Annotated in this window: 21 protein-coding genes and 1 pseudogene; 4 read left to right on the forward strand and 18 right to left on the reverse strand. The window is 64.4% G+C overall.

What is annotated here, in order from left to right:
* Positions 1–18: 18 nt before the first annotated feature.
* Positions 19–3,438: a chromosome segregation protein SMC gene (gene smc / locus ABD704_RS07550; RefSeq protein WP_344699070.1), complete on the forward strand. Its 3,420-nt coding sequence runs from the start codon at positions 19–21 to the stop codon at positions 3,436–3,438.
* 66 nt (positions 3,439–3,504) lie between these two features.
* Positions 3,505–5,637, forward strand: coding sequence for a TonB-dependent receptor (locus ABD704_RS07555; RefSeq protein WP_344699071.1), 2,133 nt, complete (start codon positions 3,505–3,507; stop codon positions 5,635–5,637).
* Here the strand turns inward: ABD704_RS07555 and ABD704_RS07560 are convergent.
* Positions 5,634–7,061 carry a UdgX family uracil-DNA binding protein gene (locus ABD704_RS07560; RefSeq protein ID WP_344699072.1) on the reverse strand — a complete coding sequence of 476 codons (1,428 nt, stop codon included), beginning with the start codon at positions 7,059–7,061 and terminating at the stop codon, positions 5,634–5,636. The genes ABD704_RS07555 and ABD704_RS07560 overlap by 4 nt on opposite strands.
* Before the next feature lie 20 nt (positions 7,062–7,081).
* Positions 7,082–8,326: a putative DNA modification/repair radical SAM protein gene (locus ABD704_RS07565; protein ID WP_344699073.1), complete on the reverse strand. Its 1,245-nt coding sequence runs from the start codon at positions 8,324–8,326 to the stop codon at positions 7,082–7,084.
* Between the two features lie 125 nt (positions 8,327–8,451).
* Here ABD704_RS07565 and ABD704_RS07570 point away from each other — a divergent pair, with 125 nt between their 5' ends.
* Entirely contained in the window at positions 8,452–10,212 is a 1,761-nt protein-coding gene (locus tag ABD704_RS07570; protein ID WP_344699074.1) for a DUF885 domain-containing protein, read from the forward strand.
* Here the strand turns inward: ABD704_RS07570 and ABD704_RS07575 are convergent.
* From ABD704_RS07575 to ABD704_RS07620, 10 genes are read right to left on the reverse strand one after another with little or no spacing between them, the layout of a single operon-like run.
* A complete protein-coding gene (locus ABD704_RS07575; RefSeq protein ID WP_344699075.1) occupies positions 10,209–11,012 on the reverse strand; it encodes a DUF1206 domain-containing protein in 804 nt (267 codons plus the stop codon). The two genes, ABD704_RS07570 and ABD704_RS07575, sit on opposite strands and share 4 nt — an antisense overlap.
* Positions 11,013–11,055: 43 nt before the next feature.
* Complete coding sequence (locus ABD704_RS07580; protein WP_344699076.1) at positions 11,056–11,463, reverse strand: hypothetical protein; 408 nt, start codon at positions 11,461–11,463, stop codon at positions 11,056–11,058.
* Positions 11,464–11,517: 54 nt separating this feature from the next.
* Positions 11,518–12,009 (reverse strand): demethoxyubiquinone hydroxylase family protein, encoded by a 492-nt coding sequence (locus ABD704_RS07585; protein WP_344699077.1) that lies wholly within the window; start codon positions 12,007–12,009, stop codon positions 11,518–11,520.
* A gap of 41 nt (positions 12,010–12,050) precedes the next feature.
* Positions 12,051–12,572, reverse strand: coding sequence for a disulfide bond formation protein B (locus ABD704_RS07590; RefSeq protein ID WP_344699078.1), 522 nt, complete (start codon positions 12,570–12,572; stop codon positions 12,051–12,053).
* Between the two features lie 7 nt (positions 12,573–12,579).
* On the reverse strand, positions 12,580–13,923 hold the full coding sequence (locus ABD704_RS07595) for a S41 family peptidase (protein WP_344699079.1): 1,344 nt from the start codon (positions 13,921–13,923) through the stop codon (positions 12,580–12,582).
* 33 nt (positions 13,924–13,956) lie between these two features.
* Positions 13,957–15,138 (reverse strand): murein hydrolase activator EnvC family protein, encoded by a 1,182-nt coding sequence (locus ABD704_RS07600; protein WP_344699080.1) that lies wholly within the window; start codon positions 15,136–15,138, stop codon positions 13,957–13,959.
* 3 nt (positions 15,139–15,141) lie between these two features.
* Positions 15,142–15,564 carry a 23S rRNA (pseudouridine(1915)-N(3))-methyltransferase RlmH gene (locus ABD704_RS07605; protein WP_344699081.1) on the reverse strand — a complete coding sequence of 141 codons (423 nt, stop codon included), beginning with the start codon at positions 15,562–15,564 and terminating at the stop codon, positions 15,142–15,144.
* Positions 15,565–16,419: a serine hydrolase gene (locus tag ABD704_RS07610; RefSeq protein ID WP_344699082.1), complete on the reverse strand. Its 855-nt coding sequence runs from the start codon at positions 16,417–16,419 to the stop codon at positions 15,565–15,567.
* Positions 16,420–16,424: 5 nt separating this feature from the next.
* Complete coding sequence (gene rsfS, locus ABD704_RS07615; protein WP_344699083.1) at positions 16,425–16,829, reverse strand: ribosome silencing factor; 405 nt, start codon at positions 16,827–16,829, stop codon at positions 16,425–16,427.
* Positions 16,822–17,472, reverse strand: coding sequence for a nicotinate-nucleotide adenylyltransferase (locus tag ABD704_RS07620; protein ID WP_344699084.1), 651 nt, complete (start codon positions 17,470–17,472; stop codon positions 16,822–16,824). Before ABD704_RS07620 ends, rsfS begins: the two co-directional genes overlap by 8 nt.
* A gap of 56 nt (positions 17,473–17,528) precedes the next feature.
* Here ABD704_RS07620 and ABD704_RS07625 point away from each other — a divergent pair, with 56 nt between their 5' ends.
* Entirely contained in the window at positions 17,529–18,566 is a 1,038-nt protein-coding gene (locus ABD704_RS07625; protein WP_344699085.1) for a DUF3667 domain-containing protein, read from the forward strand.
* Here ABD704_RS07625 and ABD704_RS07630 read toward each other — a convergent pair.
* The 6 genes and pseudogenes from ABD704_RS07630 to ABD704_RS07655 all read right to left on the reverse strand — a co-directional run bounded on the left by ABD704_RS07630 (position 18,563) and on the right by ABD704_RS07655 (position 24,967).
* Positions 18,563–18,940 (reverse strand): hypothetical protein, encoded by a 378-nt coding sequence (locus tag ABD704_RS07630; RefSeq protein ID WP_344699086.1) that lies wholly within the window; start codon positions 18,938–18,940, stop codon positions 18,563–18,565. The genes ABD704_RS07625 and ABD704_RS07630 overlap by 4 nt on opposite strands.
* A gap of 61 nt (positions 18,941–19,001) precedes the next feature.
* Complete coding sequence (gene ftsH / locus ABD704_RS07635; protein ID WP_344699087.1) at positions 19,002–20,957, reverse strand: ATP-dependent zinc metalloprotease FtsH; 1,956 nt, start codon at positions 20,955–20,957, stop codon at positions 19,002–19,004.
* 315 nt (positions 20,958–21,272) lie between these two features.
* Positions 21,273–22,271 (reverse strand): annotated as a pseudogene (locus ABD704_RS07640) (anion permease); the annotation flags it as partial.
* Positions 22,272–22,283: 12 nt separating this feature from the next.
* The gene (locus ABD704_RS07645) at positions 22,284–22,925 is read right to left on the reverse strand and encodes a DUF47 domain-containing protein (RefSeq protein WP_344699088.1); all 642 of its coding nucleotides are present in this window, start codon (positions 22,923–22,925) and stop codon (positions 22,284–22,286) included.
* Positions 22,926–22,991: 66 nt separating this feature from the next.
* Entirely contained in the window at positions 22,992–24,074 is a 1,083-nt protein-coding gene (locus ABD704_RS07650; protein WP_344699089.1) for a 2OG-Fe(II) oxygenase family protein, read from the reverse strand.
* A complete protein-coding gene (locus ABD704_RS07655) occupies positions 24,071–24,967 on the reverse strand; it encodes a TSUP family transporter (RefSeq protein ID WP_344699090.1) in 897 nt (298 codons plus the stop codon). Before ABD704_RS07655 ends, ABD704_RS07650 begins: the two co-directional genes overlap by 4 nt.
* Positions 24,968–25,030: the final 63 nt, after the last annotated feature.

The following is a 25,030-nucleotide window of genomic DNA, read 5'->3' on the forward strand; positions in this document are numbered from 1 at the left end:
GACCGCAGGGGGGCTAATTTGCGCATCCGGCGACTGAAGCTCAGCGGCTTCAAGAGCTTTGTCGAACCCGCCGAGTTGCGGATCGAGCCGGGGCTGACCGGCGTCGTTGGCCCCAACGGCTGCGGCAAATCCAATCTCCTTGAAGCTATCCGTTGGGCCATGGGCGAATCCAGCCCCAAGTCGCTCCGCGGCGGCGGCATGGACGACGTTATTTTTGCCGGCACCGCAACGCGACCACCGCGCGACTTCGCCGAAGTCACGATCCTGTTGGAGCACCAGACTGGCGAGGACGGAGAGCGCGGCGAAAGCGAGGTCACGCGCCGGATCGAACGCGGGTCAGGCTCGGCCTACCGGCTCGACGGTCGCGATGTCCGCGCCAAGGACATTTCGCTCCTGTTTGCTGACGCAGCGACCGGTGCGCATTCGCCCGCGCTCGTCAGCCAGGGCAAGATCGGCGCAGTCATTGCCGCCAAGCCGGTGGAGCGGCGTCAGCTACTTGAAGAAGCAGCCGGCATTTCGGGGCTCCACGCGCGACGCAAGGACGCCGAGCAGAAGCTGCGCGCGACCGAGGCCAACCTCGCCCGGCTCGGCGAGATCCTCAGCGATCAGGAACAGCGCGCGTCGCAGCTGCGGCGGCAGGCGCGGGCAGCGGAGCGCTACCGCAAACTCACCGACCAGATCCGCGCGGTCGAAGCGCGTTTGCTCCACGCCCGCTGGGCCGAGGCGGAACGGACAGCCGCAGCCGCCAATGCCGAAGCGAAGGCCGCTGGCGAGCAGGTAACATCTATCCAGGCTGCAATCGTCGAGGCGCATGCCGCGCAGGACCGAGCGAACGCCGCGCTGGCCGAGAAGCGCAAAGCTCTGGAGGACCTTCGTGAGCATGGTCACGAACTGGCGCACCAGCTCGCCGCCGCTCGCGCACGCCGCGACACCGTTGCCCGCAGGCTTGCCGAGATCGACCGGCTCGATGATTCGCTGTCCGGCGACATCGCGCGCGAGGAAGCGCTTCAGAACGATGCCGGGCGAACCATCGCACAGCTGGAGGACGAGCGGACTGCGATCGAGCAGCGTCTGGCCGACAGCGAGAACCATGCTGCGCGGATCGCGACCGAGCTGAGCACGGCGGAGACCGCTTCGCGGGAAGCAGAAGCGGCCCTCGCCGAAATCCTCGCGCGGCAGGCGGCGATGCGTGCCGAACGGCGCGTCGCCGAGGCTGCACTCGAGGCGGCGCGCGCACAGCGCGCCCGCACCGAGCAGGAGCGAAACAAGCTCGCCGAGCAGCTCGCTTCGCTTGGCGACGGCAGTGAGGAAGTGCGTGCGCGAAGCGAAGCGGAGGCTAAAGCGAAGGCCGCTGCGCAAGCGCTCGCGATCGCCGAACAGCAGCGGGTCGATGCCGAACAGGGGCGTTCGGCCGCCGCCGAAGCCCGCGATGGCGCCGAGAGCAAGCTTGCCGCCGCGCGCGCGGCAGCCTCTGCAGCGAAGTCGGAGCATGATGCCTTGGCACGCGCGCTCGACCAAGGCGGCGGGGCGGCGATCGCCAGCCTGAAGGCCGAGCCGGGATACGAACGGGCGCTCGCTGCTGCACTTGGCGAGGACGCGGACGCAGCGGTCGGCGAAGGCGACAGTCCGCGCCGCTGGCAGGGTAGCGAAACGCTTGCGTCCGATCCCGCCTTGCCGGCCGGCACCGATTGCCTGGCTGATCGCGCGACGGCTCCGGCCCAGCTATTGCGGCGCTTGCGGCAAGTAGCCGTCGTTGAGCAGGACAATGGGCAGCCTCTCGCCGTTGGCCAGAGGCTCGTTACCCTCGACGGCCGGCTGCGGCGGTGGGATGGCTTCGTCGCAGAAGTTTCGGGCGCCGCAGCCGCTGAGCGGCTCCTTCGGGTGAACCGCCTCGCATCACTGGCGGCAGAACTGCCGTCGTTGCAGAGCAAAGTTGAATCGGCGTCCGGCGAGCGCGACGCGGCCATGGCGCAAATGGAGCAATGCCGCACTGCGGCCGAGCAAGCGCGCAACGCGGCGCTGTCGGCAGAACGCGATGCGCGCGACGCCACGCGGGCGGGCGACGCGGCGTCCACTGCCCTGGAGCGCATCGAGGCGCAGCGCGCGGGGCTTTCACAGCGGCAGGCGGACCTCGAACCCGTTATGGAGGCCGCAAGCGCGGCAGTTGCGTCTGCAGAGCGCGCGCTTGGCGCGCTTCCTGATCCCGCGGCGCTCGAGCATAAGGTCGAAGGTGCGCGAGGCCGGGCCGCCACGGCCGCTTCTCAGGTTGCCGACAAGAGGGCGGAGGCTGCGATGAAGGCGCGCGAAACCGCCGCCGATCGCGAACGCTTGAGCGCCGCATCGCGTGAGCAAGGCGACTGGCGCAAGCGGCAAGCTGACGCAGAGAAGCGTCTGGGCAGCGCGCGGGAACGGCAGACGCAGCAAAGCGCCGAGCGGGCGGAGCTCGAAAAGGAGCCAGCCGAACTCGACGCGCAGATCGGTGCGTTTGAACGCGCCAACAGCGAAAGCCAGGTCAAGGTGGGCGAAGCGGCGTCTGCCGAGCGCGCCGCCGAGGAAGCGGTGGTTTCGGCCGGCTCGGAAGTCTCTGCTGCGAATGAGCGGGTCGCGGACGCCCGCGAGCGCCGCGCCGCCGCCTCCGCTCGCGCCGAGGCGCAGCAGGCTCGCGCCACGGAGCTTGCTGCGACCAGCGTCGATCGCTTCGAATGCGTCCCGCAGCGGCTGCCTGAAAAGCTGGGCTTCGATGCCGATGTCGTCCGCGACGCCAATGTCGAGTCCGCCGATCTTGAACGGCTGACGGCAGAACGCGAGCGGATCGGGCCCGTGAACCTGGTCGCCGAGCAGGAGCTCGCCGAGCTCGACGAATCGAGGACCAAGGGCGCCGAGGAGGCCGAAGAATTGACCCAGGCGATCAATCGCCTGCGCGGATCGATCGGCAACCTTAACCGCGAAGGCCGGATTCGGCTGCTCGAAGCCTATGAGAGGGTCGACGCCCACTTCCGTCGCCTGTTCACGACGCTGTTCGACGGCGGCCAGGCGCATCTGGAGCTCGTTGAAAGTGACGATCCGCTGGAGGCCGGCCTCGAGATCATGGCGCAGCCCCCGGGGAAGCGCCTGTCGACGCTGACCCTCCTTTCCGGCGGAGAGCAAGCACTGACGGCGGTGGCCCTGATCTTCGCCTTGTTCCTGACCAACCCGGCGCCGATTTGCGTGCTCGACGAAGTCGATGCCCCGCTCGACGACGCCAATGTGGAGCGCTTCTGCGAACTGCTCCACCGCATGACGCAGGAAACGGATACCCGCTACCTCATCGTTACGCACAACGCCGTGACGATGAGCCGGATGGACCGGCTCTACGGCGTTACGATGATCGAAAAGGGCGTCAGCCGCCTCGTATCCGTCGACCTGGGAGGTGCGGAAACGCTGCTCGCAGCAGAGTGATCAATCCGCTATTGCGAATGACTATCATTAACACTAAACCCCTTTGCATCGTCCAAAGGGGAAACAATGACTCGCCTGCTTGCCGGTTCAATTGCCGTACTTCTCGCCTGCAGCGCCGGGCGCGCCTTCGCCGCTGACGCTGCTGCAGATGCCGGAACGGCCGATGCCGGGGACAAAGGGACGATTACGGTAACAGGGCAGCGCGTGCAGTATGGCGTTCGAAAGACGAGCACTGCAACTAAGACGAACACTGACATCAAGGACATCCCTCAGGCGCTGACGGTCATCACCGCTGCGCAAATCGGAGATCAGCAACTGCGGTCTGTTTCGGACCTCCTCAATTTCGTGCCCGGCGCCTCCTACAATTCAGGTGAAGGCAATCGCGACACGCTGGTGCTGCGCGGCAATTCCAGCACCGCCGATTTCTTCGTCGATGGCGTGCGCGACGACGTCCAGTATTTCCGCGACTTCTACAACGTCGACCGCGTCGAGGTGCTCAAAGGCCCCAACGCCATGATCTTCGGTCGAGGCGGTGGTGGCGGCATCATCAACCGCGTGCTCAAGCGGCCGAGGTTCAACACCGCGCGGTCGCTAGCGGCGTCGGGCGACGGCTTCGGCGGGTTCCGCCTCGCCGGCGACGCCGATCAGCCTCTCAGTGGCACCGTCGATGTCCGACTCAACGGTATGTACGAGAACGGCAATAGCTTTCGCCGCCATGTCGACCTGAAGCGCTATGGCATCAACCCGACCGCCGCGCTGATGATCGGCCCGGACACGCGCATCGACCTCTCGTACGAATATTTCCACGACCGCCGCACCGCGGATCGTGGCGTGCCGTCGCTGGCCGGCGAGCCGGTTCGCGGATTCACCCGCACCTTCTTCGGCGACCCGAACGACAGCTACGCACGGGTCAGTGCAAACGTCGCGACGCTCGGCATCGAACACAGCTTCAACGAGGGCCTGACGCTGCGAAACCGCACGATGTTCGGCAACTTCGCGAAATTCTACCAAAACATCTTCGCCAACAGTGCTGTCCTGCCGGCGACAGCGACGCTGCCCGAACGCGTCCGTCTTGGCGCGTATAACAACCGCAACGACCGCACGAACCTCTTCAGCCAGACCGATCTGATCTGGGAGAACCGTCTCGCCGGCATCGACCAGACACTGCTCGTCGGCTTCGAAATCGGCCATCAGAAGTCACGCAATCTCCGCAACACGGGCATCTTATCCGGATCCAAGCTCATCGATGGCAATGCGGTGCCGCTTAGCGATCCCACCGTCGACGTCGAAGCCGTGTGGGCGCCGATTGCCAGCGATGCCAACAATCGGGTCAAAGCAAGTGTCGCCGCAGCCTACATCCAGGAGCAGCTGCGCCCAGCGAGTTGGCTCGAGATCGTCGCCGGGATTCGCTTCGATAGCTTCAACACCCATGTCGACGACCTGCGGCCGACGAGCCCCGGCACGTTCAACCGTCGCGACAGCCTCTGGTCTCCGCGCCTCGGAATCGTCTTCAAGCCGGCCGACAATCTGTCGATCTACACGAGCTACAGCCGTTCCTATTTACCGCAATCGGGAGACCAGTTCAGCGGCCTCACCAGCATCACGAAAGGCCTTACACCGGAGCGCTTCGACAATTACGAAGCGGGCGCGAAGTGGGAGATTTTCGATGGCCTGCTGGCGACAGCGGCGCTCTACCAGCTCGATCGCACCAACACCCGCGCGACCGATCCCACCGACCCGACGCGTATCGTGCTCACCGGCGCCCAGCGCAGCCGCGGCATCGAGCTCGGGCTCGAGCGTAGCATCACCAGCCGCTGGCTCGTCTCGGCGGGCTACTCACTCCAAAAGGCGGAGATATCCAAGACCACGACTGCTGCGTCAGCCGGCCGCGAAGTGCCGCTCGTCCCGCGCCACAGCCTCTCACTTTGGAACCGCTATGACCTGACCAAACAGTTCGGCGTCGGCGTCGGCCTGATCGCTCGATCGAAGACCTACGCGACTATCAGCAACGCGGTGAAGCTGCCTGCCTACGCCCGCGTCGATGGCGCCCTCTTCTACACACTGCCGCGCGGGGTCGAGGCGCAGATCAACTTGGAGAACCTCCTTGGCGCGCACTATTTCCCGACCGCCAACGCCGATAACAATATCGCGCCGGGCGCACCCCGCACGATCAAGGCCACCGTCGGCTACAGCTTCTAGCCCGCTAGCTCCGCGGCGCGGTCCTTGATGCGCTTGAGGTCGCGGACGAACAGGGCGCGCTCTTCGCGGCGGCGGTCTTCTTCGGGAATCCGAAGAAGGAAGCTGGGGTGGACGGTGATCCAGCATTCGCTGCCGTCGGCGAGCTGGAGCGGGACACCGCGGTTCTTGCCGATCGCCATCGTCTTGCCGAACAGGCTGTGCGCGGCGGTTGCACCTAGGGCGACGGTTACCGGCGGGCGGATCAGCTCGCGCTCATGCTCGATCCACCAGCGGCATGCTTCGATCTCCCCGGCGCCCGGCTTGCTGTGGATCCGTTTCTTGCCGCGCGGCACGAATTTGAAATGCTTCACGGCATTGGTGACGTAGGTCGTCGAGCGGTCGATCCCGGCCTTCTCCAACGCTGCGTCGAAGAGCAGTCCGGCCGGGCCGACGAACGGACGGCCGGCGAGGTCTTCCTGGTCACCCGGCTGCTCGCCGACGAACATGATCGAAGCGTTAAGCGGGCCCTCGCCGAACACGGTCTGGGTCGCATGCTTGTAGAGGTCGCAGCGCGTGCATTTGCGCGCGCCCTTCAGCAGGGCTTCCCACGATGCGCGAAGATTGCCGCCGGGCTCGATGCGGCTCTCCGCTTCAAGGGCGTGCTGCAACCCTTCCTTGGCGACGGACCGGTCGACCATCTCCAGCTCCCTGTGCCGCGCTCCGGCGATCAGGGGCTGAACGAGCGAGGTCTCCGGCATGTTGCGCCAATATTTCTTCGGCATTTCCTTGAGCATGGCGCCGACCTTCAGCCGCGCCGGATTGAAGATGCTGGCGTAATAGGTGCGCCACGTCTCCTCCAGCGGGTCGCCAGCCGGCGCTTCGGCTCGCGTGGCGCCGGGGCCCTCGGTCAACCTCTCGCCGTCCCAATGGATCGACAGCTCCGGGGTCAGGATCGACCAGCGCATGTTGGTGAAGCGATTGACGAAGAAGTTCGCGGCCCGGCGGACGATGTGATGCTCTGGCTCGAAGAAGGCGACGAAGCGATCGTCGATTTCCCGGAAGCGAACGAAGGCGTGCATCTTGTGAATATCGCGCCGGACGGCCTTCGCGAGATCCTGCAGGCGGCGGACGAGCGGATCGGCCTGGTCGTCCAGCGCGTGACGGTCGGCCTTCAGCCTTAAGAGCATCGCGTAGAGCAGCGCGAACCGTTCCGGGTCCAAATGGCAGATGACGGACTTGGCAAGGTCGACGAAAGCGCGCGGGACGGGGAAGCTCGGCGCCGGCGGCGGCTCGACGTCCGAACCGAACAGGTCCGCCTCGCCGCCTTCGACCTGCCAGACGACCGCGCTTGCGGGAACGCCCGCTTCGGCGAGGTCGCGCGCGGCGTCGCGCCAACCGTCGAAATCGTCGGGCGCGGGGAGCGTTACGCGATTCGCATCGATCATTGGGCCTTCGCGTAACACGATCAGGCCGCAAACAGCTCCAGCTGATGTTGTTTCGGCGCAATCAGCATGCGCAGGTCGGCTCGGTCAGTTACCAAGGTCGGCCGCCAATCCGACGTGCTGATGAACGGGCGCACCTTCGTGATCGACAAGGTCAGACGGGCGATGTCGTCGAGCCCAAGCTTCCGCCAACGCCGTGACGAAAGGATGCGCTCCACCGCCTTGGTTCCAAGCCCGGGAACGCGCAGTAACATCTCCTTTGGCGCCCGATTCACGTCGACCGGAAAGCTTTCGCGGAACTTGAGCGCCAAGGCGAGCTTGGGATCAATGTCGAGGGGCAACATGCCATGCTCGTCGGCCGCGCTCTGCACCTCCTTCGGCGCGAAGCCATAGAAACGCATCAGCCAGTCGGATTGGTAAAGTCGGTGCTCGCGCATCAGCGGCGGGCGCTGGAGCGGTAGGACCGCGCTGGCGTCGGGGATCGGCGAGAAGGCCGAGTAATAGACACGGCGCAGACCGAAGCGAACATAGAGCGTACTTGCCTTGCCGACGATGTCAGCGTCGCTTGCGGCGTCGGCACCGACAATCATCTGCGTCGACTGTCCTGCAGGCGCAAACTTTGGGGCCGACTTGAAGTGCTTCGCCGCGTCCCCGGCATCAGCAATCGACGCTTTCATGTCGCGCATTGCGCTCTCGATCCGGGCGGCATCCTTCTCCGGCGCCAGCTTGGTGAGGCCGGTTTCGGTCGGAAGCTCCACGTTGATCGAAATGCGGTCGGCATGAATGCCAGCCTGCCGAACCAGCTCCGGGTCGGCGTCGGGAATCGTCTTCAGGTGAATGTACCCGCGAAAGTCGTGGTCCTCACGCAGACTGCGGGCAACCTCGACGATCTGCTCCATCGTGTAGTTGGACGAGCGGATAATGCCGGAAGAGAGGAACAGGCCTTCGATGTAGTTGCGCTTGTAGAAAGCCAGCGTGAGCCGGACGACTTCTTCCGCCGTGAACCGCGCGCGACGGACGTTCGAGCTCTTGCGATTGATGCAATAGGCGCAGTCGAAGATGCAGCTGTTGGTCAGCAGGATCTTGAGAAGCGAGATGCAGCGTCCGTCGGGCGCGTAGGCGTGGCAAATGCCCATGCCTTCGGTCGATCCAACGCCCTTGCCGCCTTTGCTGTTGCGGCTCGATGTCCCGGACGATGCGCAGGACGCATCATATTTTGCCGCGTCAGCAAGGATCGCGAGCTTTGCCTGGACGTCCAACTGGGCCATGTGTTCTATTTATGTTCTTGGACTTTTTATGTCCATACAGGCATTTAGCGGTAGTCGACGAACCGGCGTTGCAATCAGCCATAACGCGCTTAGGCTCCGCCCCACACTGCTTGGGGGATGGGCAGATGCGCAAGTTGACAACGTTGCTCGCGGCCGCGGCCGTATTGTCGATTTCGGCGCCGGCGTTCGCCGGGCCGACCGAAGATTTTCACGCGCTGATGGATCAGTACTGGGCCACGTTGCTCAAGGAGTCGCCGTTGCTGGCAAGCCAGGCGGGCGTCCATGAGTATGACGCGCAGCTCGACGAGGTCGGCACTGTCGCGATGGACCGGCAGACGGCCGAGGCGGCGGGCTTCCTCAAACGGCTCGAAGCCATTCCTCCAGCATCGCTGACCGCCGCCGACCAGGCCAATTATGCGATCCTGCGCGGGCAGCTGAAAAACAGCATCGAGTTCAATCGCTTCGGCGAGCGGATGGTGCAATATTCGTCGAACGGCAGCTACCACAACAGCCTGCTTGACCAGCTGACATCCTTTCCGCTGCGCACGCGCGCGGATTACGACAACTATCTATCGCGGCTCGCGTTCTTGAAGCAGCGCATCGACGCTTACGGCGCGATGAGCGCGGACGCGGCGCGCAAGGGTTATGTGCAGCCCTGTGTCACCGAGACGCGGCTCGCCGGGACCATCACCGGTGTCGTAGCCGCCGACCCAACCAAGTCGCGCTTCTACGCACCGTTCACCGGTGTTCGCCCAGCGACGATCGCGCCGGCCGACTGGGCGGCGATGCAGGCGAAGGCCCGCGACATCGTCGGCGGGCAGATCAACCCCGCCTACACCAACCTCGGCGCGGTCTTCGCCAAGGATGTCATCCCGCGCTGTTCGAGGACAATCGGCGCCTCCTCCCTGCCCCAGGGCAAGGATTATTATGCTTGGCTCGTCCGGTTCCACACGACGACCGGCAAGACACCGGACGAGATTCACCAGCTTGGCCTCAGCGAGGTTGCGCGCATTCGCGCCGAGATGGACGATGTCGCCAAGAAGGCCGGCTTTGCCTCGCGTCAGGCGATGATCGCCGAGATGCGGACCAACCCCAAATATTTCGCCAAGACGCCGCACGAACTAATGGAGGCGGCCGCGCTCCAGGCAAAGATCCTCGACGGCAAGATGCCGACCCTGTTCGGCCGTCTTCCGCGCCTTCCTTATGGCGTGAAGGAAATTCCGGCCGAGACCGCCGAGGGCAACACAACCGCTTACTATATTCCCGGCAGTCCGGACGCTGGGATTGCCGGCACCTACTTCGTCAATACCACCCACCTCGACCAGCGGCCGCTGTGGGAATTGCCTGCGCTGACGGCGCATGAAGCCGTGCCGGGCCACCATAACCAGATCGCGCTACAGCAGGAGCTAGAGATGCCGCCGTGGCGGCGGTACACGACCTTCTTCACGGCCTTTGTCGAAGGATGGGGACTGTATTCGGAGCGGCTCGGTATCGAGATGGGCCTCTACGATACGCCCGAGAAGAACATGGGCCGCCTGTCCTACGAAATGTGGCGCGCCTGCCGGCTGGTGGTCGACACGGGCATCCACTCCAAGGGCTGGACCAAGAAGCAGGCGGTTGCCTTCATGAAGGACAATACCGCGCTGACCGACGAGAATATCGACGCCGAGGTCAACCGCTACATCTCCACGCCCGGACAGGCGCTCGCTTACAAGCTGGGCGAGCTGAAATATCGCGAGCTTCGGGCGAAGGCGGAAAAGGAGCTGGGCGGAAAGTTCGACGTGCGCCGCTTTCACGACGAGCTGCTGGGGCAGGGCCCGCTGCCGCTCGATGCGGTCGAGACGCGGATCAACGCGTGGATCGCCGCGGAGAAAGCGAAAGCCTAAGCGGCGATCGCCTTCTGAACCTTGCGCTTGATGTGGTCGGTGGGGGGCTTGTTGATCGAGCGGTAGCGCGCCTCGATCATCGAGTAGACGCCGAACAGCAGAAGCCCTGCGGCAACCGGGACTTGCAGCGGGCCGCGTAAGGTATCGAGCGCTTGCTCGAGCCCGCCCGTCTCCGCCGCGCTATGATAGAAAGCGCCCTTGGCGAGCAGGTAGCCGACGGTGATGAAGATCACGCCCCGTGCCGCATAGCCGATGCGGCCAAGCCAGCGCGCGGACGGCCGACGGGCCGCATCGTCGAGATGGTTTAGGAAAGAGCAGCTGAAGGCCTTGTAGATCTGCACCGCGCCGGTTCCGAATAGGACGGCCGCGGCGACAGCGAGAACTAGGGCGCCCGCTGGCAGGTGAAGAGCCTGTGCGATATGTTCGTGCGCGTCCCCGGAATTGGCGCGGCCTTGCACCATGATGCGCGCCGCCTTGTAGGCGAGGAAAAGGTAGATTGCGCCGCTGCCGGCGGCTGCGATGCGCCGGCGCCAGGCCTTGGGGTGATGACGGCCGCTATCCATCCCGAACGCAGCGTCGCATGCTCGCCAGAAGCCGTATCCGGTCATTCCGACGACCAGCAGGATGGTGAGCCAGCGGCCAAAGCCGTGGTCGAGATATTCCATCGCGCCGGTCAGATCCTCGGTTCGCCCGGTGGCGATCACCAGCAGCGCGATGACAATGTACAAAAGGCCGCGAACGAGGAGGCCGAACCTCGCCAGCCACTGAAACTTGCTCTGTTCGGTCAGGTCGGTCGCCACGCAGGCACAACGCCGCTGCGTGGCAATCCGGTTCCCTGAAGCCTTACTGCTCGGGCGGAGTGGTGTCTGGCGACTTCTGCTGGTTCTGTTCGCGCGCGTCGCGAATGACGCGCGTCAGGCAGCCGGTATAGCCGCCCGGCCCGACGGGCGAGCAGCTGTTGATTCCGGTCGAGCCGACGGTTTCAAGCGCCTTGGACCTGTTGGCCCAGGCCTCGGTCTGCTGGCGGGTGCCGCTCGGGCGCAGTTTCTCCGGGATGCGAAAGCGATCAGCCTCCGGGCGGCGTGCGCAGACGACCACCTGATCGTCGGTCGAGCGCGGGCAGGGATCGTTGCCGTAAACGACAATCTCGGCGACGTTCGACGATGCCTGGGCAAGTGCGGGCGCTGGCAGGGCGACGAGACCCCCGGTGGCGCTTGCCGCCGCGGCGAGGGTGATGATCAGCTTCGTCATTGCTCTAACGCGTCCTTTCCAGGGCTCCAGCGGGCGAGAGACGCCCCAAGTTCCTTATATCCGCTTCGACAGTCCGATGGCCACCCTGCACCCGGCACGGATCGCCGCGGTCAGCAGAGGATAGGCCGGCGCATTCGTCGCGCCGGCGGCGCGGGCCGTGTCACGGTGTTCCAGTTCCTCCGCCTGGAATTCCGCGATGTCGCCCGAAAGCTCCGGGTCGTCATCGCCCAGTTCGGCGAGCTGGCTGGCGTAATGCTTGTCGATCTCCGTCTCGACCGCGTCGGTGCAGGCCAAGGCGGCCTCCTCGGAGATAAGTGCGGTTGCAGCACCTAGCGCAAATCCAGTGACGTTCCAGAACGGCTGAAGCGCGGTCGGGCGAACCCGCCTCTGAGCGACGAGCACGTTGAAGCGCGCCAGATGCCGCTCCTCCTGCGCCGCCATGCGCGCGATCAACTTGGCTTCCGTGCCGTTGCGGCGCAGCACAGCGAGCTGCCCGGCGTAAATGCGGGTCGCGCCATATTCGCCGGCATGGTCGACACGGATCATTGACGCGCGGTCTGGCCGCCGATCTCCGGGCCGCCAGCCGATCATCGACGCGCGCCGCGCAAACTGAGCAGAAAGATGATCGCTGCGCCACTCAGGGAAAGGATGGCGTTCCAGCCGGCCATCGAAATGCCGAGGAAGGTGAACTGGATCTGGTCGCAGCGGACGAGCGGCGCGTGCGTGATCTGCTTGAGCAGGTCGGCCGTGTTGGTGCCGTGGATTGTCGCGGTGCAGGTCGTGAAGCCTTCGAACACCTTGGCTTCGACACCCGCGTGGTAGACGCCGATCGCGCCGGAAACCGCGATCGCAAGCGCGGCCAACATCGTGAGAGAGCGCGAGCGCTTGGTCTCGGCCGGCGCCGTGAAGGCGAGCAGTGCGAGAAGGATCGCCGCGCCATGCGGCCAGCGCTGCCAGTAACACATCTCGCAAGGGTGGAGCCCACCGAGATACTGCGAGCCCAATGCGCCGCCCAGAAGCGCGACCGGCAGAAGCAAGGCAATCAACCGCGCGACCGCGGCCGGCGACCAGGCGGAGGAGCTGCCCCGAACGGCGATCGCTTCGCTCATCAGGCTCTTATCGCGACTTCTTTTGCGGCGCGGCGGAGGCGACCGCCGCAGGCGCGGCCAGCCGCTTCAGCGTGTTCAGCGCATAATAGAGCTGGAAGTCCTTGATGCCCTTCTTCTCCAGCTCGTCCGCTTTCGCCGAGAAACGCGGATCGGGCGTGTCGTCACCCTCCAGCAGCTTGTCCTCGACCTTGGACTGCGCGAGCAGGTGGCGCCGAAGGTCGGCTTCGCGGACGACGCGGCGGTCCTTATAGTCCGGGTCGGTCAGCTGCGGCACGGCAATGTCGGGATCGATCCCGCCCGCCTGAACCGAGCGGCCCGAGGGCGTATAGTAACGCGCCGTGGTTAGACGGAGCGCCGCATCCGGCCCCGTCTGCACGACGGTCTGGACTGAGCCCTTGCCGAAGCTCTTTTCACCCATGATCAGCGCGCGGCGGTGATCCTGCAGTGCGCCGGCGACGATCTCCGACGCCGAAGCGGTGCCGGCATCTACGAGGACGACGACCGGAAGGCCGTGCGCGAGGTCGCCCGGACGGGCGTAGTAGCGCTCGATATCGTCTTTCTCGCGACCCCGTTGGGAGACGATCTCGCCGCCTTCAAGGAAAGCGTCGCTGACGTCGACGGCCTGGTCGAGCAGTCCGCCCGGGTTCGAACGGAGGTCGACGACATAGCCGAGCGGGTGCCCGCCCGTAGCCTTGTCGATCGCAACAAGCGCCGCCTTGGTCTGGTCGGCGACGTTGCCCGAGAAGGTGTTGATGTTGATGTAGCCGATACCGTCTCTGATCTCCCACTTCACGGCGCGGACTTCGATCCGCTCGCGATTCATGGTCAGGTCGAGCGGCTTGTCGCGGCCCGGACGAACGATGGTCAGCTTGATCGGCGTACCCGGCTCGCCGCGCATCTTCGACACGGCTTCGTCAAGGCTGAGGCCGTAAACCAACTCGCCGTTGATGTGGGTGATATAGTCGCCGGCCTTCACGCCGGCGCGCCACGCCGGCGTATCTTCGGTGGGTGCGATGACCTTTACCGCGCCGTCCTCAATGGAAACGGTGAGGCCGAGACCGCCGTAATTGCCGTCGGTGGTGGTCTTCAGCTGATCGAAGTCGCTCGCTTCGACGTAGCTCGAGTGCGGATCGAGCGAGGAGAGCATGCCATCGATGGCGCCCTTGATCAGCGTCTTGTCGTCGACCTTGTCGACATAGTTCGCCTTCACTCGCTCATAGACGCTCATGAACTTCTCGAGCTCTTGGTAATTCGTCGTGTCGGCGGCAGCGAAGGAGCTGGTCGCCGCGGGCACAAGCGTGAGAGCGCCGAGCACGGCGAGCGGCGGGAGATATTTGCGGATGTTTTTCATGACGTCGCGTCCTGAGGGGCTTTTCCCAGACATTTAGCTGCCTTTAGGGTCCTTTGACAGGCTTTGAGATGAACCTGCGATGATAGCAGGCGAGATTCGACGTCCATATTGGGACAATTCGACCTGCAGCGGTCCAAGCGCCCGACCGACATCCTCGCCGAGCGCGACCCGGTCGCCTGGCTTGAGCGCCGAGGAGATGTTGACGAGGAGGCTGAGCCAGCCGCCGCCGTGGTCGATGATCAAAACCCCGTCATAATCGTGGAAGGGGCCCGAAAAGCGTACGGTGCCGGCCGCGGGCGCGGTGACCGGCGCGCCGCGCCAGGTTGCGAGCGTCAGCCCGCGCGCGCGGACGCCGCTCTCGTTTACCGCAGCAAGTCCTTCGGTGACCGCGGCGGCAGCGGGCAGCTGATAGGCGAACGGAGGTGGCGTCAAACGCCCCTCGCCTGCCGTCGGCCGTGGCGGAGCAGCGTCCTCGCCGGCTAGCTGTCCGGCAAGCGCGGCAGCGCTCCGGCTACTCGATTCCGATCCGCGAAGCCGCTCGACACTCTCCGATGCCGCGATCGCAACATCGCCGGCGCCGAGCGCGGCCGAGCCAGACTTGGCCGCGAGCTGGAGTGCGCGCTGCTCCAGCGCGGCAAAGCGTTGCCGCTTGGCGCCAAGGTCCTTGCGACTGCCTTCCAGTTCCGACCGCGCGGCCAAGGCGCTCGCCTCCAGACGCCTGCTCTCGTCGAGCTGAACGGAAAGCCTGGCGGTCCGCGCGCGGATGATGGGCAGTGTGGAGTCCAGCAGTAGCCGGACCTTCACAAGCTCGTCGGCGCTTCCGCGGTCGGCGATCGCCAATAGTGGCGGGCGCTGCGCCATCACCGCGAGGCCAGCGAGCAGCGAGGCGACCGGTCGCTGTTCCTCCGCCAACTTCCGCTGGTGCGCGGCCACGAAAGCCGACGCCATCCGGAGCCGGATGTCCGCAGCTGTGATGCGCGCTTCGGCAGCTTCCATGCCCTGCGCTGCGGCAGCCTGCTCGGCGCGCACTCGATCGACTTCGTTGCGGGCGTTGGCCGCAAGCTGGCTGAGGCGTCCGGCTTCCTTTTCGGCCGCAGCCTGCTCCGATTGCGCTCGTTGAAGATCGCTATCGGGCGTGCTCGCCGGCGTGACCACCGGCGCGCTTGCCGCAACCAGCAGCGGCACGGCAATCAGGACGAGGGCGAACCGGCGCATGTCCTATCCTTCGCGGTGATAGGGATGGTTCGCAAGGATCGCCGTTGCGCGGAACAGCTGCTCCGCCAGCATCGCGCGCACCAAAAGGTGCGGCCAGGTCGCGGCGCCGAAGGACAAAAGCAGGTCAGCGTCCTGCCTCTGCTCTTCGGGGTGCCCGTCGGCGGCACCGATCAGGAACCGGCATTCCCGCTTTCCGGCATCGCGCCATGCCTCAAGCTTCTTCGCCAGTTCGATGGACGTCATTGTCGAGCCGCGCTCGTCGAGGACAACGGAGACCGAATTGCCGGGAAGCGGGGCAAGACTACCGCCTTTGTCGGGAAGCTCGGTCAGCTTGGTCGGCCAAGCGATCCTTTTGACGTAACGCTCGACCAGCTCGGCCTCCGGAGAGCGGCCGATCTTCCCGCGCGCAACGATGTGAAGAAGCACTTACTGTGCGGTGAGAGCCGGCCGGAACGGCCATGTGAAGGCCGACTTGAAGCCATCGTAGATCGCACGGGCTGCTTCGGCTATCGTCCGCGGGCGATCCGCGCCGCCGCGCGTGAAGATCGCAACGGCGATGCGGCGGCCGTCCGGCATGGTGATGAAGCCGACGTCGTCGGCGAGGCCAGTCAGCGTCCCGGTCTTGTGCTCGACCGGTGTTCCGCTGGGCAGCAGCGCCTTCATGCGGTTCTTGCCTGTCTCGCACTGCGACATCAGGTCAAGCAGGTAATTACGGCTCGACGGTTTGATCAGCTCAGCCTTGTAGATGCGGCGAAGCAGGTCGACCATTGCCGTCGGCGTGCTGGAATCGCGGCGGTCCCAAAGGTCGCGCTTGGCGCTTAGCAACTGCGCGATCGTGCGGTCGACGCGAAGGCCGGTGACGCCGTTATCGGTAAGCCAATTGTGAAGAACGGTCGGGCCGCCGAGATCCTTGAGGATGATGTCGGTCGCGACATTGTCGCTATGGATCAGCATCCGGCGCATGAGGCTGCGCACCGGCTGTCCATTGATCGTGTCGTCTAGAGAGCGCCGGCCATGGTCGACTTGTGCAAGGTAAAGCGCGGCGACCGCGACCTTTACCGTGCTGGCCATCGGGAACGGCGTGCTGCCCTTGATGCTGACCGTCTCGCCGCTGTTAAGGTCGAGCGCGGCGATTCCGACGTCGGCCGACTTGCCGGCAACGAGGTAGCTCAATTGCTGTTCGAGGCTGACGAGGCTCGCGGACGACGCCGCCGCCGCGGGCTGCGCGACGAACGCCGAAATTGACACCAGCAGTGCAACAAGACGGTTTCTCGGTAGCATGGCCCTCACCCGCGTGCCGTAGCACTCACGCCTGAATCGTCGCCAAACGCCCACATTCGTTCCAAATTGTAAAAATTTCTAACCTCTGGACGAAAGATGTGCACGATAACATCATCCGCGTCGATTAGCACCCAGTCCGCTGCCGGGAGCCCTTCGATGCGGACGTTGCGGCCAAATTGCTGCTTGATCTTGTCAGCAAGCTTAACCGCCATCGACGCGACTTGTCGTGTCGAGCGACCCGAGGCGATCACCATATGGTCGGCGATATTGGACTTCCCCGTCAGCGGGATGGAGATGACTTCCTGCGCTTGATCATCGTCCAGCGACTGGAGGACGAGCTTGTGCAGCTCCTCGACCTCAACGGGCGTGCCTGCCGGCGCGCCGGAAGTCTCATTGGGATGGTCAGTCAAGGGGTCTCCTGGCGAACAGGGGTTTAGCCAGACGCCCGCGCGTCTTAGCGGATTTCGGCGTTCGGTTATACCAGCTGGGATCGTGCGCGCGGATAGCGGTTGCGGACGTGGGGTCAGGCGGCAGGCGAAGGAACAGGATCGCCGGTGCACTCCACTCCGTCCAGTCATTTGCCTGGCTAGGAGGCCGGACGAACCTTCTAAGCCAGCCCATCGCGCGCGCCGCGTGGGCAGCTGAATCATAACCGGGCCGGCGAATCACCGCAATCGGCACTTCGCGCGCTAAGCCCCTCCAATCGCGCCATAAGTGAAAATTTGGCAGGGTGTCGTTTCCAAGCAACCAAATGAAGCGGTCTTGCGGGTAGCGCGTCTTGAGCTTTCGCACCGTCTCGACGGTGTAGCGCGTGCCTTCCCGTAGTTCGAAATCACTGACCCGGATCGGCGCCCGGCGCGCCATCCGCTCGGCGGAAGCGAAGCGCGCTTCGAAAGACGCCATGTCCCGGGCACCTTCCTTGAGCGGATTTCCCGGCGACACCAGCCACCAGACCTCGTCGAGCCCGAGCGTCCGCATCGCCTCGAGGCTGATGCGCCGGTGCCCCCGATGCGCAGGGTTGAAGGAGCCGCCAAGGAGACCGATGCGCGCCATCGAACAGCAGCTAGCATGAGGCCCCGTGCCCGCCTAATATCCGCGCGGGGGTTAGAATGGGCGAATTCGAAGCGATTGGCGACGCAATCACGGGCGGTTTGGTGGCGCGTGCGGTCGAGCCTCAGGCCGGTGAGACAGGCGGCCACACCCATGAAAAGAACTGCCTTAACTGCGGCACCAAGCTCATCGGGCCCTATTGCTCCGCCTGCGGGCAAAAGTCGCACGTCCACCGCTCGGTGAGGGGCTTCCTGCAGGATTTCGTCCAGGGCCTCTTCAATTTCGAAGGCAAGATCTGGCGGACGCTGCCGATGCTGGCGTGGCGGCCTGGCGAAATGACCCGCCGCTACATTGCCGGAGAGCGGGCACGTTTCATCTCGCCGGTCGCTCTCTATCTGTTCACCGTCTTCGCGATGTTCGCCGTGCTGAATTATACCGGAGCACTCGGCTCCGGTACGACCAAGAATTTCAAGGAAGGCCTGAAGACCGAAATCGTCGACGCGCAGGCGAAAATCGTGAAGCTGGAGGCTCAGCGCAAGGCCGACCTCGCTGCCGGGAAGCCTGTCGCGGAACTCGACAAGAAGATCGCCAAGCGGAAGGAAGACATCGCCGAGACGGCGAAGATGCTGAGCGGAACGCCCCTAGTCACCGGCGATATCGACAACGGCACGCCCGGCTGGCTTCGGCCCTTCATCGAAAACGCGCGCGACAACCCGGAGGTCGTGACGATGAAGGTCCAGGATGCGGCGTCGAAATACAGCTGGATGTTAATCCCGCTTTCGGTGCCCTTCATGTGGCTGCTGTTCCCGTTCCGGCGAAGCTTCAACACCTACGATCACGCCGTTTTCGTGACCTACTCGCTGTCGTTCATGATGATGCTCGTGATCGCCAGCGGATTGCTGGTCAGTGCGGGGCTGACCGGCCTGGCCGGGCTGCTGTTTTTCGTCCCGCCGTTCCACATGTATCGCCAGCTCAAGCAGGCGTACGGGCTAGGCCGGTTCAGCGCGATCATGCGGACGATGGCCCTTGTCACCTTTGCCATCATCGCAGCTGCATTGTTCGCGGCGACAATCGCCGCCATCGGCGCAAGCAGCTAGCGACGGCAGGGATATTTCTTCTGAAGGATGCGGAGCATCGCGTCCCGCAGGCTCATCCGCACGCGTTCGACGGCCGGAATGGCTTCCAGCCCATCGATGAACTCGAACGAGCCCAGTTGCGCGCGAGGTGTTGGCGAGCAGTGGAGGACGGGCTTTCCGGCGCGCTCAGCCGCGCGGCGTTCATCGCCGATCGACTTGCCGACCGCGGTGGCCTCGGCCTTGAGCCGTCCGTAGTCGCTGTCCATCAGCGCAAACGGCCCCTTCCCCTTCAGCCGGTTGGCGCGGTCGAGGAAGTTCTGCGCGCTTCCGGGCGGCGCGGCCAGGACCGGAACGGCGATGGAAACGGCCACTGCCACAAGGATCGATTTACGCATAAAAAAGCCACTCCACAGCACCACGCCGCAGAGTGGCTTTTAGCCTTGAACGACAGGTGAACTAGGCGCCGGCGGCCGCTGGCCCGCCGATCGTACCCGCCTTCGGACGCTTGGCCTTCGGGATCGAAGAGCCAGCAGCGGGGAGCGCCGGACCCTTGGTCCCGCCGCGATCGATCGTCTCGCCGGCCATCAGCTTCTTGATCTCGTCGCCCGATAGCGTCTCGAATTCGAGAAGCGCCTGAGCGAGCGTCTCGAGCTGAGCCCGGTGCTCGTCGAGCAGATGCTTGGCGCGCGCATAGCCGTCCTCGACGACCTTGCGGATCTCGTTGTCGATCGCCTGCGCGGTTTCGTTCGACATCTGCCGCGTGCGGTTGACCGAATAGCCGAGGAAAACTTCCTCGTCCGGCTCCGCATATTGCAGCGGCCCGAGCGCGTCCGACATGCCCCAGCGCGTAACCATGTCACGCGCCAGCTGCGTCGCATATTGGATGTCCGACGACGCGCCCGAAGACACCTTGTCGTAGCCGAAGATCACTTCTTCGGCGACGCGGCCGCCCATGGCGACAGCGAGGTTCGCGTACATCTTGTCGCGATGGTAGCTGTAGCTGTCGCGCTCCGGCAGGCGCATGACCATGCCAAGTGCACGGCCGCGCGGGATGATCGTCGCCTTGTGGATCGGATCGGATGCCGGCTCGTGAAGCGCGACGATGGCGTGACCGGCCTCGTGATAGGCGGTCATGCGCTTCTCGTCCTCGGTCATGACCATGGACCGGCGCTCGGTCCCCATCATCACCTTGTCCTTGGCCTCCTCGAACTCGTGCATCGCGACCAGCCGCTTGCCCTTGCGGGCAGCGAGGAGCGCTGCCTCATTAACGAGGTTGGCGAGATCGGCGCCGGAGAAGCCGGGCGTGCCGCGCGCAATCACGCGAGCATCGACGTCGGGCGCCAGCGGCACCTTCTTCATGTGAACGCTGAGGATCTGCTCGCGGCCGTCGATGTCCGGGCGCGGCACGACGACCTGGCGGTCGAAGCGGCCCGGACGCAGCAGCGCCGGGTCGAGCACGTCCGGACGGTTGGTCGCGGCGATGATGATGATGCCTTCATTGGCTTCGAAGCCATCCATCTCGACCAGCAGCTGATTGAGCGTCTGTTCACGCTCGTCATTGCCGTTGCCGAGCCCGGCGCCGCGGTGGCGGCCGACGGCGTCGATTTCGTCAATGAAGACGATGCACGGCGCGGACTTCTTAGCCTGGTCGAACATGTCGCGGACGCGGCTGGCGCCGACGCCGACGAACATCTCGACGAAGTCCGAGCCGGAGATTGTGAAGAAGGGAACGCCTGCCTCACCCGCAATGGCGCGGGCGAGCAGCGTCTTGCCGGTGCCCGGAGGGCCAACCAGCAGCGCACCCTTGGGGATCTTGCCGCCGAGGCGCGCAAACTTGCCCGGGTCCTTCAAATACTCGACGATTTCCTCAAGCTCTTCGCGAGCCTCATCAATGCCGGCGACGTCGGCGAAGGTCACCCGGCCCTGCTTCTCGGTCAGCATGCGCGCGCGGCTCTTGCCGAAGCCCATGGCGCCCGAGCCGGCGTTCTTCTGCATCTGGCGCATTACGAAGAAGCTGATGCCGAGGATGAGCAGGAACGGCAGCGAATTGTAGAGCATGTAGAGCCAGATGCTCGAGCCTTCCTCGCCCTTCGCCTGGACCGCGACGCCCTTTGAAATCAGGAGGTCGGTGACCTTGGCGTCGGCAGGCGCGGTGGTGTGGAAGGTCTCGCCGCTGGCGAGCTTGCCGGTGATCTGGGCATTGCTGCCCGCGCCGGACGCAATGGTGACGGCGCGAACGCTATTCTCGTTCACCTGCCGAACGAAGTCGGAATAGGCCATGGCCTGGCCGGTCTGGCTCTTTGAGCCGCCGTCGATCATCTGCACGAACAGGACCAGCGCGAACAAGACGCCGACCCAGATCAGCAGGCTCTTCGTCCAGGGGTTGCCGGGCTTCTTTTCCTTGTCGTTCATTGCAAAGCGTCTTTCCGGGCAGAAGGCCCTCAAGCCTCTAAAATAATCGCAATCAGGCCAATAACAATGCAGGCCTTAGGGGCTGGTGAACGGGGCAGTCCCGGATTGGCTCGGATTATCGGTCTCTAAGCCTCAGGAAAGGGCGGCGAAAAGCACCGCAATCGCGACCGCGACCAGCGCGAAGCTCGCCGCCATTCCGACGTGCCGGCCCATGCCGGATCGGTGCAGCTTTACCTCCCGCCAGACGAAATAGGCGAAGCCGATGAGCGCCAACACCACGATGCTGAGCCCGACCCGGGCGAAATCCCCACTCGCCAGCCAGTAAAACAGCGCCGCGACGATCGCGGAGGCGGGAATGGTGATGAGCCATGCTACCATCACGGTCTTGGCAATACCCCAGCGAACCGCGGAAGCGCGCCGCGCCGCGCCGGCGCCGATGACACAGCCGGTGATCGTGTGCGTCGTCGACACCGGAATGCCGAGGTAGGACGCCGCGAAAAGCATCACCGACCCGGCAGCGGAGGCGGAGAACCCCTGGTGCTGGTTGAGCTTGGTAATGCGCGTGCCCATCGTTTCGATGATTCGCCACCCTCCGGTGAGGGTGCCCAGGCCGATCGCCACATAGCAGCTAAGCGCCACCCAATGGGGCACGTGGAACTCGCCGTTCAAATGGCCGGTCGAATAGAGAAGCACGCTGATGATACCCATCGTCTTCTGGGCATCGTTCAGGCCGTGACCCAGCGAATAGGCGCCCGCCGACACGAGGTGGAGACCGCGAAACGTTCGCTCTGCGCCCCTGACACTGGCGCGAACGCCCATCCAGCTCGTCGCCAGCATGATCGCCATGGTGAGAATGAGGCCGAGCGTCGGCGAAAGGACGATGGCGATGAGCGTCTTATTGAGGCCGGCCCATTGAATGCTGCCTATGCCTGCATGAGCGACGCCCGCGCCGACGATTCCGCCGACCAAGGCATGGCTCGACGAGGACGGAATGCCCTTAAGCCAGGTGACCACGTTCCAGAACATAGCGCCGACGAGCGCGCCGAAGACGACGGCGGGCGTGATCAGATCCTTGTCGACGAGGCCTTTGCCGATCGTGTCGGCAACCTTGTGAAGCTCCGGCCATTGCAGCGCGAGGAAGTAGGCGCCGAAGTTGAAGAAGGCCGCGAACGCAACGGCAAGCGCAGGGCTCAGAAGCCGCGTGCCGACCACCGTCGCGATCGAATTGGCTGCATCGTGAAGCCCATTGAGAAAGTCGAATGCGAGCGCGACGACGATCAGGCCGATCAGCAGCGGCAGCGCGAGCTCGTGCATCAGCCGGCCGTCTTAGGCATGATCGATGACGACGCCGTCGATCTCATTAGCGACGTCCTCGACCGCGTCGGTGATGCGCTCCAGATGCTTGTAGATTTCGCGCGCGACGATGAACTGCATCGGCTCTCCGGCATTCTCCTGGAAAGCCTTTTTGAGACCGGCCGCATGGGCTTCGTCCGCATCGCCCTCCAGCCGAACGATCTTCTCGGTGATGGCGTGGAGCCGGGCACCATTGCTGCTGATGTCGCGCAGCAGCGGCATTGCCTCAGCGGCGAGCGAGGATTGCTCCGCGATCATCGCCACCATCTGCTTCATCTCCGGCGTAAAGCGGGCGATATCGTAGGTGTCGATGGCCCGCGCCGTCGCCTGCACTTCATCGACGGCATCGTCCATCGCCCCGATGAGCGAAGTGATCGCGCCACGGTCGAACGGCGTCAAAAAGGTGCGCCGGACGGTGCGGAGCACCTGACGAATGATTTCGTCGGCCTGATGCTCGAAGCGGTTGATGTCCCCGATATGCTCCTTGTGCGGCGTGCCGCCATCGACGAGCTTCGAGAGCGACTTGGAGGCGCTGACCAGCGTCGCCGCATGCGCTTCGAACATACCGAAGAAGTCGCCCGTTTTGGGCAGCAGCCGCTGAAACCAAGCGAACATTCTTTTCCCCTTAGACCGGCAGGGCGCTTAGTGGACGACAGAGAAAGCAGCAAGCAGGCGGCCTGATCATTCCGCCCCCTTGGTAGTCGCGTCCACCGCATAGTCGTCGCCGTAGAACTTTGCCGTGCTCAAGGTGTGGAAGGCGATGGCCTGGATCGGCTCATATCTCGGGGGGCCAAGGCCTGGCAAAACGGCGAGGATCTCGTCCTCCCACAAATAGACGTTGGTCGGGAACGACACGCGGGCGGTGGTAAGATGCGAGCCGTCGCTGGGCTTGCCGACGCGATGGGTGGTCGACGGCAGCCGGTCGTTGGTCAGGCGCTGCATGTAGTCGCCCGTGTTAATGACGACCGACCCCGTCGGCGCGCGCATCCGTACCCATTTCCCCGAGCGGTGATTCCAGACCTGCAACCCGTCGATTCTGGTGGCCGGAAGGATCGTGAAGAGGTCGACGTCCTCGTGGCCAAGCAGGCGGCCGGCGCCTGAGCGCACCTGATCCTCCGTCATTCGCGGGTAGTAGTTGAGACGAAGCCCGAAATTCGTGCCGGTCAGCCTGTCGTCGAGCAGATGAGGGTCGCAACCGATCCCCTGAAGCATCGCCTGCGCGATTGGCCTGAAGAGGGCTTCGTGCGCCAGCACCAGCCGACGAAAGCGTTGTTCGTAGCCGGCAACGGGCCAATAGTCTTCAACCCGAAAGGCGCTCGTCCGCCGCTGCGGAACATCGAAGGCCCGGCGGCACCAGACCCAGCCTTCGACGAGATCGGGATGGATTTCGCTCGTCTGCTCAATCGGGAAATAGCCTTGGCTGACACTCCCGTGACGTTCGGCCCGGAACCGCATCTTCTGCTCAGGCGACGTCGACTCGAAGAGGTCGAGCGTGTCGTCGTGGGCGTCTTGATAGAGCGCGGGATCGACGCCGTGTCCGGTCAGGACCGCGAAGCCGATTTCCTGTAATGCGGCGCCGAATTCCACCGCGAAACGCTCGCGGTCGGAGGCGTCGCCGCGCAGGAACGGCTCCAAGTCGAGCGTCGCAATCTCATAATCTTCGTCGAACTCATCACTCTCATGCTCGGCCAGGCCATAGGTGTGCGCCTTGCGAACCTGGTCGTATTTCTTGAAATCTCGATTGAAGGCGCGCGGTCGCGTCATGCCGGCGTAACGGCTGCCGTCGCCGATTCGGCCTTGTGCTCACGCCGGCCCTTGATCGCCGAATGCGCCATGATCGCTGCGGCATAGAGGACGACCACGATTACCAGCCACCGCAGGGTCTCTACTTCCATGCTCTTTACGATGAAGGCGGCGACCAGCACGGCCGGAATGCCGCCGATCGCAAGTCCGAGCACGACCCTGAGGTCGATCTGCCCAATTCGGATGTGCCGGACACTGGCGCCCGCACCGCACAAGCATGCACCGGCGGCCATGATGGGGAAGCAGAGGCGCGGGTCCATACCCATCAGGCTGAGGATCACTAGCGTCGGCGCGTAATTCCCAACGCCGAAGTTCAGGAGAATCCCGAAGCCGAAGCTAGCCGCAATAGCGACGATAGTGAGCGTCGGAGAGAGGGACGACGCGGTACCCCCACCAGGAAACCAGTGCCGATTCAACCCGGCGTAGGCTGCCGCTGCCAGAACAAGGCCGATCGAAACCGTCATCTGAACGATCCACACCCGCGTCCGCACCACCAAAGGTGCGCCTAGCAAGCCACCAAGAAGGATCGCGATGGACGATCCGAACAGGAGGACAGGATCAACCAGCACGCCGAGTAGAATGAGGAAGATGATGCTCTCGGCCATTGCCGGCGGGGTCAGGCCTACCAGCAGAGTAGGCGGAATAAGGCGGTCAGGAACGAGCTTTCGAAGCTTCAGCCAGGCCGTAGTCGGCGCGAACGAGCCGATACCCAAAGTATCGAAGAAGCTGACGATCGCTCCCACCGCTGCAGCCTCCAGGGAAGGCAGCGCGCGCTTCTCCAAGGCCGAACGAACGAGAATGACCGCAAAGAACAGTATCGCCAGGCCGAGCGGAACCAGGATTGCAGTCAGCATGCTTCCCCCTTTGCCTGGCGCACCATGACCCATGGCAGCAAGCTGAACAGCAGTTCACGAAAC

The organism is Sphingomonas limnosediminicola (assembly GCF_039537965.1).
Taxonomy (GTDB): domain Bacteria; phylum Pseudomonadota; class Alphaproteobacteria; order Sphingomonadales; family Sphingomonadaceae; genus Sphingomicrobium; species Sphingomicrobium limnosediminicola.